13 protein-coding genes are annotated in these 13376 nt (G+C 67.5%); 11 read left to right on the top strand and 2 right to left on the bottom strand.

Annotated features, from left to right (window positions below):
- Window positions 1-22 precede the first annotated feature (22 nt).
- On the bottom strand, window positions 23-1963 hold the full coding sequence (gene acs, locus BMW51_RS07115; RefSeq protein ID WP_093004795.1) for an acetate--CoA ligase: 1941 nt from the start codon (window positions 1961-1963) through the stop codon (window positions 23-25).
- A gap of 137 nt (window positions 1964-2100) precedes the next feature.
- On the opposite strand from acs, the gene BMW51_RS07110 reads away from it, so the two are divergent.
- Window positions 2101-2484, top strand: coding sequence for a PilZ domain-containing protein (locus tag BMW51_RS07110; RefSeq protein WP_093004793.1), 384 nt, complete (start codon window positions 2101-2103; stop codon window positions 2482-2484).
- Here BMW51_RS07110 and BMW51_RS07105 read toward each other — a convergent pair.
- Window positions 2469-3872, bottom strand: a complete 1404-nt coding sequence (locus tag BMW51_RS07105; RefSeq protein WP_093004791.1) for a helix-turn-helix domain-containing protein — start codon at window positions 3870-3872, stop codon at window positions 2469-2471. The two genes, BMW51_RS07110 and BMW51_RS07105, sit on opposite strands and share 16 nt — an antisense overlap.
- Window positions 3873-3971: 99 nt before the next feature.
- On the opposite strand from BMW51_RS07105, the gene BMW51_RS07100 reads away from it, so the two are divergent.
- The 10 genes from BMW51_RS07100 (at window position 3972) to BMW51_RS07055 (ending at window position 13345) form a co-directional block, all read left to right on the top strand.
- Window positions 3972-5498, top strand: a complete 1527-nt coding sequence (locus tag BMW51_RS07100) for an acyl-CoA carboxylase subunit beta (RefSeq protein ID WP_093004789.1) — start codon at window positions 3972-3974, stop codon at window positions 5496-5498.
- Between the two features lie 58 nt (window positions 5499-5556).
- Window positions 5557-5856, top strand: a complete 300-nt coding sequence (locus BMW51_RS07095; RefSeq protein WP_093004787.1) for a hypothetical protein — start codon at window positions 5557-5559, stop codon at window positions 5854-5856.
- Window positions 5853-6065: a hypothetical protein gene (locus BMW51_RS07090; RefSeq protein ID WP_093004785.1), complete on the top strand. Its 213-nt coding sequence runs from the start codon at window positions 5853-5855 to the stop codon at window positions 6063-6065. The genes BMW51_RS07095 and BMW51_RS07090 overlap by 4 nt, the downstream gene beginning before the upstream one ends.
- Before the next feature lie 8 nt (window positions 6066-6073).
- Window positions 6074-6505 (top strand): methylmalonyl-CoA epimerase, encoded by a 432-nt coding sequence (gene mce, locus BMW51_RS07085; protein WP_093004783.1) that lies wholly within the window; start codon window positions 6074-6076, stop codon window positions 6503-6505.
- Window positions 6506-6529: 24 nt separating this feature from the next.
- Window positions 6530-7318 carry an enoyl-CoA hydratase-related protein gene (locus tag BMW51_RS07080; RefSeq protein WP_093004781.1) on the top strand — a complete coding sequence of 263 codons (789 nt, stop codon included), beginning with the start codon at window positions 6530-6532 and terminating at the stop codon, window positions 7316-7318.
- Between the two features lie 100 nt (window positions 7319-7418).
- Window positions 7419-9581, top strand: a complete 2163-nt coding sequence (scpA, locus tag BMW51_RS07075; RefSeq protein ID WP_093005149.1) for a methylmalonyl-CoA mutase — start codon at window positions 7419-7421, stop codon at window positions 9579-9581.
- Complete coding sequence (locus BMW51_RS07070) at window positions 9578-9955, top strand: lysozyme inhibitor LprI family protein (protein ID WP_093004779.1); 378 nt, start codon at window positions 9578-9580, stop codon at window positions 9953-9955. The genes scpA and BMW51_RS07070 overlap by 4 nt, the downstream gene beginning before the upstream one ends.
- Window positions 9956-9966: 11 nt before the next feature.
- The gene (gene bioB, locus BMW51_RS07065; protein WP_093004777.1) at window positions 9967-10959 is read left to right on the top strand and encodes a biotin synthase BioB; all 993 of its coding nucleotides are present in this window, start codon (window positions 9967-9969) and stop codon (window positions 10957-10959) included.
- Window positions 10956-11330: a hypothetical protein gene (locus BMW51_RS07060; RefSeq protein ID WP_143051825.1), complete on the top strand. Its 375-nt coding sequence runs from the start codon at window positions 10956-10958 to the stop codon at window positions 11328-11330. Before bioB ends, BMW51_RS07060 begins: the two co-directional genes overlap by 4 nt.
- Complete coding sequence (locus BMW51_RS07055) at window positions 11327-13345, top strand: acetyl-CoA carboxylase biotin carboxylase subunit (RefSeq protein ID WP_093004772.1); 2019 nt, start codon at window positions 11327-11329, stop codon at window positions 13343-13345. Before BMW51_RS07060 ends, BMW51_RS07055 begins: the two co-directional genes overlap by 4 nt.
- Window positions 13346-13376 lie beyond the last annotated feature (31 nt).

Genomic DNA, 13376 nt, shown 5'->3' with positions numbered 1-13376 from the left:
AACCGATGCAACCACTCGTTGCTCAGGCGGTAACGCGGTTGGCGACGAGGTCGTCCACCACCGCCGGGTCGGCGAGCGTCGACGTGTCGCCGAGCGATCCCGTGTCACCTTCCGCTATCTTGCGCAGGATGCGACGCATGATCTTGCCCGAGCGCGTTTTGGGCAGGCCCGGCGCGAATTGCAGCGCATCGGGTGTGGCGATCGGCCCGATCTCCTTTCGGACCCACTGCTTCAGCTCGGCCACGAGCGCGTCGGACGCCTCGACCCCGGCCTTCAAGGTGACGTAGGCGTAGATGCCTTGGCCCTTCACGTCGTGCGGCATGCCGACCACCGCGGCCTCGGCGACCTGCGGGTTCAGCACCAGTGCGCTCTCGACCTCGGCGGTGCCCATGCGGTGACCCGACACGTTGATGACATCGTCGACGCGGCCGGTGATCCAGTAATAGCCGTCCTCGTCGCGCCGGCAGCCGTCACCGGTGAAATACTTGCCGGGATAGGTGGTGAAATAGGTCTGGAAGAAGCGGTCGTGATCGCCCCACACGGTGCGCATCTGCCCCGGCCACGAGGCGGTGATGCACAGATTGCCGCTGGTCGCGTTGTCCAGCACCTTACCCTGTTCGTCGACCAGTTGCGGTTGGACACCGGGCAGCGGCCTGGTTGCGGAGCCGGGTTTCAGGTCGGTCGCGCCGGGCAGGGGAGCGATCATCGCACCGCCTGTCTCGGTCTGCCACCAGGTGTCGATGATCGGCGAGCGGCCCTCGCCGACGACGTCGTGGTACCAGCGCCACGCCTCGGGATTGATCGGCTCGCCGACCGTGCCGAGAAGCTTGAGCGACGCGCGGCTGGTGGCACGAACCGGCGCGTCGCCTTCCTTCATCAGCGCGCGCAGCGCGGTCGGCGCGGTGAACAGCGTGTGCACCTGATGCCGGTCGACCACCTGCCAGATGCGGCTCGCATCGGGCCACGTCGGCAAGCCTTCAAACATCAGCGTCGTCGCGCCGTTCGCGAGCGGACCGTAGACGATATAGGTGTGCCCGGTGACCCAGCCGATGTCGGCCGCGCACCAGTAGACGTTGGGCGCGCGGTAGTCGAACACGAGGCCATGAGTGAAAGCAGCCCACAGCAGGTACCCGCCGGTCGAGTGGAGCACGCCCTTCGGCTTTCCGGTCGAACCCGAGGTGTAGAGGATGAACAGCGGATCCTCGGCGTTCATCGGCTCGGGCGCGCAATCGTCGGCCACGTCGGCGGCAGCTTCGTGATACCAGATGTCGCGCTCGCCCATCGCCACATCCTCGCCGGTCGCGCGTATGACCAGCACGCGCTCCAGCGTCGGCGCGTGGTCGGCGGCGGCGTCGACATTGGCCTTGAGCGGGATCGTCTTTCCGCCGCGGCGACCGTAATCGGCGGTGACCACGATCTTCGATCCGCAATCCTCGATCCGGCCGGCTAGTGCGTCGGGGGAGAAGCCGCCGAACACGACCGAGTGGATCGCGCCGATCCGCGCGCAGGCGAGCAGCGCGAACGCCGCCTCCGGGATCATCGGCAGGTAGATCGTGACGCGGTCGCCTTTCGCCACACCCTGCGCCTTCAGCACGTTGGCGAAGCGGCACACCTCCCGGTGGAGCTCGGCGTAGCTGATCCGGCGCGGCTCCTCGGTCGGAACATCGGGTTCCCAGATGATCGCGATCTGGTCGGCGCGTTCGGCCAGGTGGCGGTCGATGCAATTGGCGCTGACGTTGAGCGAGCCGTCGGCGAACCAGCGGATATGGAAGTCGTCGGCACCGAACGACCAGTCGCCGGCGGTCGTGGGAGCCTTCATCCAGTCGAGCCGGCGCGCCTGTTCGAGCCAGAAGGCATCGGGCTGCTCGACGCTCTTCGCATACATCGCGCGGTAGCCCGCGGCGTCGACGCGCGCTTCATTGGCCCAGGTGGCGGGAACAGGGAACAGGTCGTTGTCGGACACGCGCGGGGGCTCCTTCTCCTGCGGCGATGCATGCGCCGGGTGATGGGAGAGGGCAAGCATGGTGCGCGTGCCAGCCGCGCTTGTTCGCAGTGCGTTAGCGATTTCGTAACGTTTCGGTGGGTAAGGCGCGAAGCGCCATGCAGCCGATGCCCTCCACCACCGACGACACCGCCGCCGCCCGCGACCCGCGTACCAGCGTGATGCTGAGCGCCGATGTCGTGCGCAGCGAAGGGTCGCAGCCGACGCAGCACCGCGTGCTCAACGTATCGGTGTCGGGCGTGTGCATCGCCAAGCCGGTCGGACTGGTCGCCGACATGCCGGTGATGGTCTCGATCGGCCGCGTCGACCACGTTGCAGCGCGGGTCAAATGGGTGCGCGGTGACCGCGCCGGGCTACGCTTCGACGCGCGGATCGACCTCGACGCTGCGCGCCAGCGCCGCGTCGGCAACGCTGCGCCGCCGCCGAGCTCTGGCTGGATGGCAAGCGCGAACGAGCGTTTCCGGCGTCAGATCACCGCGTAGGGCACTACGCCGCGCGTCGCCGGATCGACACGGATCGCGCGGTCGGTCGGCGGAAAGGCGCGCTGGTCGCAGTCGCTGCGCGGACACAGACGGCACGAAATACCGATCGGCGTCGGCGCACCCGCCAATCCTGCAGTAACGCCGCCGTGCGAGACCCCGACCGCGTCGGCGTAGACGAAGTCGGCGGCGTGGACCGCCTCGCATCCCAGCACGACGGCGTAGCGGCGCGGCGCGCGTGCGAAGCGGCCCGACGGCTTCACCAATCCCTTCGCCATCGACACATAGCGGACGCCGTCGGGCGTCTCGGCGTGCTGGACTAGGATGCGGTCGGGGATCGCTGCTGCCTCATGGACGTGCCACAGCGGACACGCGCCGCCGAAGCGCGCGAACTGCAGCCGCGTTGCCGAGTGCCGCTTGGTGATGTTGCCCGCCATATCGACGCGGCAGAAATAGAAGGGCACGCCCTCCGCCCCCGGCCGCTGCAACGTCGAAAGCCGGTGGCACGCCTGCTCGAAACTGACGCCGAAGCGCCGGGATAACCGGTCGATGTCGTGGCGCGTTGCCTTCGCCTCGGCACGAAACGCCGTATAGGGCATGACGAGCGCACCGGCGGCGTAATTGGCGAGCCCGATGCTGAGCAGCCGTCGCGCCTCGTCGTGCGCGAGCGGGGCGGCGGCGACGATCTCCGCAATCGGTTCGGCAAAGGCGATAGCGGCGAGGCGATGCGCGATGAGGAAGCGGCGCGTCTCAGGCGGAGCGGCGGCGGCGAGCGTCAGCACGTGTCCGTCCAAACGCGCCAGCGGTGCGGCATCGTCCGGATCGAGCGCGAGCGTGACGTGGTAGTCGCCCAATCGCTGCTCGAACGTGTCGCGCCCGTCGACGAGCGCCTCGCCCGCGCGATCGAGCGCGTCGACGTAATTGCCCGCGTCGTGGAACCAGTCCCGGACCGCCTCCCACGGCAGCCGCGCGCCGGCACCGGCATGCCCGGCGCTCGACGTCATCGCTTCCTCCGCCAGTGCGGCGCGTTCTTCCGCCGCGCGCTTGGCCGCGTGGAGCGCGACGAAACGGTCGGCTAGGTCGGGCTGCTCGTCCGCCAGGCGCGCAACACCCTCGGCGTCAAGCGGCGCGACGGCAGGATCGGCGAGTGCGGCGCTCAGCGCCGCCAGCCGACGTGCCGGCACCTCTCCCTCGATCCCTGCGAGCGCGGCGGGGAAATGACGCGCAAGTGCCGCCGTGACCGCGGCGGTCAGTGGACGCTCGCCGCCTTCCAGCTGCGACAGGTAGCTGACCGACAGGCCGAGCCGCGCCGCCATCGCGCGCTGGTTGAGCCCGGCGCCGCGGCGCAGGTCGCGCAGGCGATCTCCGGCATAGAGGCGGGCGCGGGGCATCGAGAACGATTAGTTCGCAATCGTCCCGTTCGCAACTTCGCAACTTCGCATTTGCGCGGGCGCGCGTGAGGGCGCAGGGAACATGCAGAGGAGATCAGGATGTCATCGACGCTCGCCGAACTCGAGAAAAAGCGCGCCGCGGCGAAGCTGGGCGGCGGGCAGAAGCGCATCGACGCGCAGCATGCCAAGGGCAAGCTGACCGCGCGCGAGCGGCTCGACGTGCTCTTGGACGAGGGGTCATTCGAGGAGCTCGACATGTACGTCGAGCATAATTGCGTCGATTTCGGCATGCCGGAGCAGGTGATCCCCGGTGACGGCGTGGTGACCGGATCGGGAACGATCAACGGCCGCCTCGTATTCGTGTTCAGCCAGGACTTTACCGTCTTCGGCGGCTCGCTGTCCGAGCGGCACGCGCAGAAAATCTGCAAGATCATGGACATGGCGATGAAGGTCGGTGCGCCGGTCATCGGCCTGAACGACTCCGGTGGCGCGCGCATTCAGGAGGGTGTCGCCTCGCTCGGCGGCTATGCCGAGGTGTTCCAGCGTAACGTGCTCGCCTCGGGCGTGGTGCCGCAGATCAGCCTGATCATGGGGCCGTGCGCGGGTGGCGCGGTGTACTCGCCGGCAATGACCGACTTCATCTTCATGGTGAAGGATTCGTCCTACATGTTCGTGACCGGCCCCGACGTGGTGAAGACGGTGACGAACGAGGTGGTCACGCAGGAGGCGCTCGGCGGGGCGGTGACGCACACCACCAAGACCAGCGTCGCCGACAATGCGTTCGACGACGATATCGAGGTGCTGCTCGCCACCCGCGACTTCTTCGACTTCCTGCCGGGCTCGAACCGGCAGCCCGTGCCCGAGCGGCCGAGCGACGATCCGTGGGACCGACTGGAGCCGAGCCTCGACACACTGATCCCCGCGTCTGCCAACCAGCCGTACGACATGCACGAGCTGATCCGGAAAACGCTCGACGAGGGCGACTTCTTCGAGATTCAGCCGGGCCACGCGGGCAACATCATCTGCGGCTTCGGCCGGATCGAGGGGCGGACCGTCGGCGTCGTCGCGAACCAGCCGATGGTGCTGGCGGGCGTGCTCGACATCAACTCGTCTAAGAAGGCGGCGCGGTTCGTCCGCTTCTGCGACGCGTTCGACATCCCCATCGTCACCTTCGTCGACGTGCCCGGCTTCCTGCCCGGAACGAGCCAGGAGCATAACGGCATCATCAAGCACGGCGCCAAGCTGCTGTTCGCCTATGCCGAGGCGACCGTGCCCAAGATCACCGTCATCACACGCAAGGCGTACGGCGGCGCGTACGACGTGATGGCTTCCAAGCACCTGCGCGGCGATTTGAACTACGCCTGGCCGACCGCTGAGATCGCGGTGATGGGCGCGAAGGGCGCAGTCGAGATCATCTTCCGCGGCCGCACGCCCGAGGAAATCGCCGAACGCACCGCCGAGTACGAAGCACGCTTCGCCAACCCGTTCGTCGCCGCGTCGAAGGGGTTCGTCGACGAGGTCATCATGCCGCATTCCACCCGCCGCCGCATCGCGCTCGGCCTGCGTAAGCTCGCCGGCAAGACGCTGGAGAACCCGTGGAAGAAGCATGACAACATCCCGCTGTAAGGGACGTTGTGGCGGCCATGTCGGCACATTATCATGTCCATGATAAAGGAGACGTGATGTGCAGACCGAACGCGTGACTTTCCTCACCACCCCCGACCACAAGGCTGCGCTCGACGCCTATGCCGCGTCGAATGGCAAGTCGGTCGGCCACGTCGTGCGCGAAGCGACGAGCCGCTATATCGCGCAGCCGCCCACGGCTGACGACGGCGGGGAAGAGGCCGAACTGGCGGCGCTCGTTGCTGAGGCGAATGCCGCTATCCCGCAAATGCGCGCTGCCATCGACCGGATGATCGACACGCTCGACGCTTCGCACCGCAAGGTCGACGCGTTCCTGCGAGATGCGGGCGTGCGCGCGTGAGCGCGATCGGCGACGCGCTGGCGGCGATCCGGCAGGTCATTCTGATGCAACAGCGAATGGATCAGCTCGACGGGCGGATTGCGCAACTGGTAGCGGACGTCGACGGTCTGACCGACGCCCTGTCGAACATGCGCGACCGCGTCAGCCGGCTGGAGGGCATCATCGAGGGGGCGGCGATGGCAGCGCGGCAGCGGAGGATCGAGGAGTGACAGCCGGGATGACACTGGGGCGCCTCAACCACGTCGGAGTTGCGACGCCGTCGATCGAGCGGTCGGTCGACACCTATCGTAGCTTGCTGGGCGCGGAGGCGATCGGCAAGCCTTTCGACCTGCCCGCGCAGGGCGTGCGCGTCTGCTTCGTCGACGCGCCGAATACGCAGATCGAGTTGATCGAGCCGTTTGACGAACAGTCGCCGATTGCCGGGTTCCTCAAGAAGAACCCGGCTGGCGGACAGCATCACGTCTGTTTCGAGGTGCCCGACATCGACGCCGCGGTCGCGCACCTGAAGGCACAAGGCGCGACCGTGCTGGGCGAGCCGCGGATCGGCGCGCACGGCACGCCGATCGTGTTCGTTCACCCGAAGGATTTCGGCGGGCTGCTGGTTGAGTTGATGGAAGCGCCCAAGGACGAGCAGGCCGGCGCTCACTGAGAACAACGAGCGGGGGAGGGTGTCATGACCGATTACCAGACGATCATCGCGCAGAAGCAGGGCGACGTACTCGTCATTACGCTCAACCGTCCCGAACGGTTGAACGCCGCCTCGCTCGACCTCGCGCAGGAGCTGGGCCGGGCGTTGTACGACCTGCAGGGCGCGCGCGCGGTGCTGCTGACGGGTGCCGGGCGCGCGTTCTGTTCGGGTGCGGACTTGCAGGCGCGTGGCGAACGCTCGGCGGTCGGTGGCGGAGATGCCAGTCACCACGCGCTGATGAACGTCTACAATCCGGTGATGAGCCAGTTGCTGCGCTCGCCCGTGCCGGTCGTCACCGCGATCAACGGCGCGGCGGCGGGGATCGGTTGTTCGATGGCGCTGGCAGGCGACTTCGTGCTGGCAGGCAAAAGCGCGTATTTTCTCCAGGCTTTCGTCAACATCGGGTTGGTGCCCGATGGCGGCTCGTCGTGGCTGCTCGCCCGCGCGATCGGGCGGGCGCGCGCGACGCAGATGATGCTGCTGGGCGAGCGGATCGGTGCCGAGCAGGCGGCCGACTGGGGGCTGATCTACCGCGCGATCGATGACGCGGCGCTGATGGACGAGGCACTGGCGCTCGCCACCCGGCTGGCGGCGGGGCCGACCGTCGCGATCGCGGCGATGCGGCGTAACCTGATGACGGCGCTCGACGGATCGTTCGACGATGTGCTGCGTGCCGAGGCCGAGGGGCAGCGCACCGCGGGCAACTCGCACGACGCGCGTGAAGGCGCGGCAAGCTTCGTCGAGAAGCGCAAGCCTGCCTTTACCGGCGCGTGATCCGAACAATCGAGTAAGCGACATGACCGATCCCCAGCGCGAATCCACCATCGAGCAGAACACCGGCGAGGACGCCGGTAGCGCGCCCAAGCCGGCGGCGATGCCGACCGAGGTCGCGGCACCCCCGCCCGCACCGTCGCTCGACACCTGGGCGAAGGCGGCGGCGAAGGAGGTCAAGGGTCGCGACCTGACATGGGACACGCCCGAGGGAATCGCGGTCAAGCCGCTCTATACCGCCGACGACGTGGACGGGTGGGAGCCCGGCCTTCCCGGGTTCGCGCCGTTCACGCGCGGGGTGCGCGCGTCGATGTATGCGGGCCGACCGTGGACGATCCGCCAATACGCCGGCTTCTCGACCGCGGAAGCGTCCAACGCCTTCTACCACCGCAATTTGAAGGCAGGGCAGAAGGGGCTGTCGGTCGCGTTCGATCTGGCGACGCACCGCGGCTACGACAGCGACCATCCGCGGGTCACCGGCGACGTTGGCAAGGCGGGCGTCGCGATCGACTCGGTCGAGGACATGAAGATCCTGTTCGACGGCATCCCGCTCGATCAGATGAGCGTCAGCATGACGATGAACGGCGCAGTGATCCCGATCCTCGCCTTCTTCATCGTCGCAGGCGAGGAGCAGGGAGTCGAGCGGCGGCTGCTCGACGGGACCATCCAGAACGACATCCTCAAGGAGTTCATGGTTCGCAACACCTATATCTACCCGCCCGAGCCGAGCATGCGGATCATCTCGGACATCTTCGGCTACACCAGTCGCGAGATGCCGAAGTTCAATTCGATCTCGATCTCCGGCTATCATATGCAGGAGGCGGGCGCGACGCAGGTGCAGGAGCTCGCCTTCACCATCGCCGACGGCATGGAATATGTGAAATACGGTGTCGCGAGCGGGCTCGACATCGACAAGTTCGCCGGGCGGCTCTCGTTCTTCTTCGCGATCGGCATGAACTTCTTCATGGAGATTGCGAAACTGCGCGCCGCGCGCGTGCTGTGGCACCGCGTGATGACCAATCTGGGTGCGCGTGACGAGCGCTCGAAGATGCTGCGCACGCACTGCCAGACGAGCGGCGTGTCGCTGACCGAGCAGGACCCGTACAACAACGTCATGCGCACCACGATCGAGGCAATGGCGGCAATGCTGGGCGGCACGCAGTCGCTCCACACCAACGCGCTCGACGAGGCGATTGCGCTCCCGACCGACTTCTCCGCCCGGATCGCGCGCAACACGCAGCTGGTGATCCAGGAGGAGACCGGCATGACGAACGTCGTCGATCCGCTCGGCGGCAGCTATTATGTCGAGGCGCTGACCAAGGACCTGGTCGACCGTGCCTGGGCGATCATCGAGCGTGTCGAGCGCGAGGGCGGGATGGCCAAGGCGGTCGCGGCGGGCTGGCCCAAGGCGATGATAGAGGAAGCCAGCGCCGCGCGCGCCGCCAGGGTCGACCGGGGCGAGGACGTGATCGTCGGCGTCAACAAGTACCGCAAGGAGAACGAGGACGAGATCGAGATCCTCGACGTCGACAATCACGCGGTGCGCGAGGCGCAGGTTCGCCGCATCAACGAGATGAAGGCGAAACGCGACGAGGCGGCGTGCCAGTCGGCGCTGGATGCGCTGCGCGAGGGTGCGCGCGGGGATGGCAATTTGCTCGAACTCGCGGTGACCTGCGCGCGCGCGCGCGCGACGCTGGGCGAGATTTCTTCGGCGATGGAGGACGTGTTCGGCCGTTTCGGCACGCAGCCGACCCCGGTGAAGGGTATCTACGGCGGCGCTTATGATGGTGACGCTGCCTGGGCGCGGCTGGAGGAGGGTGTCGCCGCGACCGAGCGGCGGCTGGGGCGCCGGCCGCGGATGCTCGTCGCGAAGATGGGGCAGGACGGCCATGACCGGGGTGCCAATCTCGTGTCCTCGATGTTCGGCGATCTGGGATTCGAGATCGTGCCTGGTCCGCTGTTCCAGACGCCCAAGGAAGCAAGCGAGTTGGCGCTGGAGAAGGACGTCGACGTGGTCGGTGCCTCCAGCCTCGCGGCGGGGCACAAGACGCTGATCCCCGAACTGATCGGTCACCTGCGCGACGCGGGCCGGGCAGACATCAAGGTGATCGCGGGCGGCGTCATCCCGGCGCAGGATTACCAGGCGCTGCGCGATGCGGGCGTGCAGGCGATTTTCGGCCCCGGCACCAACCTGATCGCGGCGGCCGAGGAAGTGCTCCGCCTGCTTGGTCACAACATGCCGCCCGAGAGCGAGGCGGCGGAATGAGGCGAGTGATCCTGATCGCGGGTGCGTTGTCCGCCGCGCCGGCGGCGGCGCAGTCGGCGAGCGACTACCGGGCCGCCGACACGCAGTTGAACGCGGCATACCGCACCGTCATGGCGCGGATGCAGCAGATCGATCGTGGCACCAAGCCGTCCGACCTGCCAGCGCCCGAGCGTAGCGGTCCGACTTACGCGCAGGCATTGCTCGCCAGCCAGCGCGCGTGGCTCGCCTATCGTGACGCCAACTGCCGCGCCTTCTCCTATGAGTATCGCGGCGGCTCGGCGCAGGGGCTGTCGAACCGCGTTTGCCTGACCCGCGTGACGCGCGCGCGCACCGCTGAACTGCGCCAGATGCAGTCGATCTTCGCCCCCAAGTGACCGAGCAACCCATGACCACCCGTACCGACTGGACGCGTGACGAGATCGCCGCGCTGTTCAACCTGCCCTTCACCGATCTCGTGTTCCGCGCCGCCGAGGTGCACCGCGCGCACCATGATGCGGGCGCGGTGCAGCTGTCGACGTTGTTGTCGATCAAGACCGGCGGCTGTCCCGAGGATTGCGGCTATTGCTCGCAGTCCGTGGTTGCCGACAGCGGGGTCAAGGCAACCAAGCTGATGGACGTGCGCCAGGTGCTGCAATCCGCCGCGCAGGCGAAGGATGCGGGCTCGACCCGTTTCTGCATGGGGGCTGCGTGGCGCAACCCGAAGGACCGCGACATGCCCGCGGTGCTCGAAATGGTGCGCGGCGTGCGCGCGATGGGGCTGGAGACGTGCATGACGCTGGGCATGCTGACGCCGTCGCAGGCGGCGATGCTGGGCGAGGCCGGGCTCGATTATTACAACCACAACATCGACACCTCGCCCGAGCGTTACGGCGAGGTGATCACCACGCGCACCTTCGACGAACGGCTCGACACGCTGGCGCACGTCCGCGAGGCGGGCATCAACGTCTGCTGCGGCGGGATCGTCGGCATGGGCGAGACGAGGCAAGACCGCGTGGGCTTCGTCCACGCGCTGGCGACCCTGCCCGAACATCCCGGCAGCGTGCCGATCAATGCGCTGGTGCCGGTCAAGGGCACGGTGCTGGGCGACATGCTCGCCGACACGCCGCTCGCCAAAATTGACGACATCGAGTTCGTCCGCACCGTTGCGGTCGCGCGCATAACGATGCCGGAAAGCATGGTGCGGCTGTCGGCCGGGCGCGAGAGCATGAGCGAGGCGACGCAGGCGCTGTGCTTCATGGCGGGGGCGAACTCAATCTTCACCGGTGACAAGCTGCTCACCGCCGCGAACGCGGGCGATGACCGCGACGCCGCGCTGTTCGACAAGCTGGGGCTGCGATCGATGCCGGCGGAGTGCCGGGTGATGGAAGCGGCGGAGTGATCCGCTCCGTCGCTCGCTATGCACTGGCTGCGGCAATCGGTTGGAGTGTGTCTGCAATGGCTGATGTGCGAGAAGACTGGCCCGAGCTGCCGACAACCGGGTTCGTGGCGGGGCGGACTGCCACGCAGGCAGATGTCGCGAGCGGCGCTGCAATTTTCGCAACCGATGGCGCCAGCAGCGCGAGCGACCTGAAGGTGCCGCAATATGTGTGGTGGCACGACGACGAGGGGCGGCGCCATCCGCGCGTGCTGGTGCAAGCCGAGATGGTGCCCGGCGGAATGACAATCGTCGGATTGCGCGATTCCGCCGGAAATGAGGCGGCAGCGACGTTGCCTGAAGTGGAACTCTTGGGGACGAGGAAGCCTGAATAGTGTTCAAGAAGATACTGGTCGCCAACCGTGGCGAGATCGCGTGTCGGGTGTTCCGGACCGCGAAGAAGATGGGGATCGGGACCGTGGCGGTCTACTCGGACGCCGACGCGCTCAGCCCGCACGTGTTGATGGCGGACGAGGCGGTCAGGCTCGGGCCGGCGCCCGCCGCCGAAAGCTATCTCAAGGCCGATCTGATCCTGCTCGCCGCCAAGGAAACGGGCGCAGACTGCATTCATCCGGGTTACGGTTTCCTGTCCGAGCGCGAGAGCTTCGCGCGCGCCTGTGCAGAGGCCGGCATCGCCTTCGTCGGACCGCCGCCGAACGCGATCGCGGCGATGGGCGACAAGATCGAGTCGAAGAAGCTCGCGAAGGAAGCCGGCGTCAACGTCGTGCCCGGCTTTCTTGGCGAGATCGCCGACACCGACGAGGCCGTCCGCATCGCGGGCGACATCGGCTATCCGGTGATGATGAAGGCGTCGGCGGGCGGCGGCGGCAAGGGCATGCGGCTGGCGTACAGTGAGCAGGACGTGCGCGAGGGCTTCGAGGCGACGAAGCGCGAGGGCCTGGCGTCGTTCGGCGACGACCGCGTGTTCATCGAAAAGTTCATCGAGTCGCCCCGGCATATCGAGATCCAGGTGCTGGGCGACCAGCACGGCAACGTCGTGTACCTGAACGAGCGCGAATGCTCGGTGCAGCGTCGCCACCAAAAGGTGGTTGAGGAAGCCCCGTCGCCGTTCGTCAGCCCCGAGATGCGCCGCGCGATGGGCGAGCAGGCGGTCGCGCTCGCCAAGGCGGTCGGTTACTACAGTGCCGGCACGGTCGAACTAATCGTCTCGGGCGCGGACAAGACCGGACAGGGGTTCTACTTCCTTGAGATGAATACCCGGCTGCAGGTCGAGCATCCGGTCACCGAGGAGATCACCGGGCTCGATCTGGTCGAGCAGATGATCCGTGTTGCTGCGGGCGAGCCGCTCGCGTTCGGGCAGGACGACGTTAAGATCAACGGCTGGTCGGTCGAGAATCGCGTCTACGCCGAGGACCCGTATCGCGGCTTCCTGCCGTCAATCGGGCGACTGGTGCGCTATCGCACGCCTGCCGCCGATCAGCGCCAGGCGCCGTTTGGTGACGACGAGGGCGCGCCGGGCGTGCGCGTCGACGACGGCGTGCGCGAGGGCGGCGAGGTCAGCATGTTCTACGACCCCATGATCGCGAAGCTGGTCACCTGGGCGCCAACGCGCGAGGAGGCGATCGACAAGCAGATCGCGGCGCTCGACGCGTTCGAGATCGAGGGGCCGGGCACCAATCTCGATTTCCTGTCCGCGCTGATGCAGCACCCGCGCTTCCGCTCGGGCGAGATCACGACCGGGTTCATCGCGGAGGAGTATCCGGAAGGGTTCCACGGTGCGCCGGCGGGTGACGAGGTGGTCCGCGCGCTCGCGGCGGTAACGGGGTTCGCGGCGACCGCGGAAGCCGACCGCGCGCGGCAGATCGACGGGCAGTTGGGCCATCAGCTCGACGCGCCGACCGACTGGGTGGTGCGCGTCGGCAAGAGCGATCACCGCGTCCACGTTGGTGACGATCAGGTCAGCGTCGACGGCACGCCGCTGCCGGGCGGCGTCGACTACGATGCCGGTGGACGCATCGCGCAGGTCGGTGGCGACGCGCCGCTATCGGTCAAGCTGAAGCGCACACGCACCGGCTTCACGCTCAATGCGCGCGGCGCGACGCACAAGGTGCGGGTGCTGCCAGCGCACGTTGCCGACTATGCGCAGCACCTGATCGAGAAGGTGCCGCCCGACCTGTCGAAGTTCCTGATCGCGCCGATGCCGGGGCTGCTCGTTCGGCTGGACGTGCGCGAAGGTGACCGCGTCGAGGCGGGGCAGGCGCTGGCGGTGGTCGAGGCGATGAAGATGGAGAACATCCTGCGCGCGGAGAAGTCGGCGGTGGTGAAGACCGTCAACGCCGCCGCGGGCGAGAGCCTGCAGGTCGACCAGGTGATCCTGGAACTGGAATAAGCGAGATGGGCCGGCATGCTGCCGGCCCGTC

It is taken from the genome of Sphingomonas palmae (genome assembly GCF_900109565.1).
Classification (GTDB): domain Bacteria; phylum Pseudomonadota; class Alphaproteobacteria; order Sphingomonadales; family Sphingomonadaceae; genus Sphingomonas; species Sphingomonas palmae.
Note: the sequence above shows the minus strand (reverse complement) of the source record. Positions and strands in the feature narration are given on the sequence as shown.

Coding starts and splice junctions, on each gene's coding strand:
- mce (WP_093004783.1), top strand. CDS start 6,074: ATGACACTGGGGCGCCTCAACCACGTCGGAGTTGCGACGCCGTCGATC.
- BMW51_RS07080 (WP_093004781.1), top strand. CDS start 6,530: ATGACCGATTACCAGACGATCATCGCGCAGAAGCAGGGCGACGTACTC.
- scpA (WP_093005149.1), top strand. CDS start 7,419: ATGCCGACCGAGGTCGCGGCACCCCCGCCCGCACCGTCGCTCGACACC.
- BMW51_RS07100 (WP_093004789.1), top strand. CDS start 3,972: ATGTCATCGACGCTCGCCGAACTCGAGAAAAAGCGCGCCGCGGCGAAG.
- bioB (WP_093004777.1), top strand. CDS start 9,967: ATGACCACCCGTACCGACTGGACGCGTGACGAGATCGCCGCGCTGTTC.
- BMW51_RS07110 (WP_093004793.1), top strand. CDS start 2,101: ATGCAGCCGATGCCCTCCACCACCGACGACACCGCCGCCGCCCGCGAC.
- BMW51_RS07105 (WP_093004791.1), bottom strand. CDS start 3,872: ATGCCCCGCGCCCGCCTCTATGCCGGAGATCGCCTGCGCGACCTGCGC.
- BMW51_RS07070 (WP_093004779.1), top strand. CDS start 9,578: ATGAGGCGAGTGATCCTGATCGCGGGTGCGTTGTCCGCCGCGCCGGCG.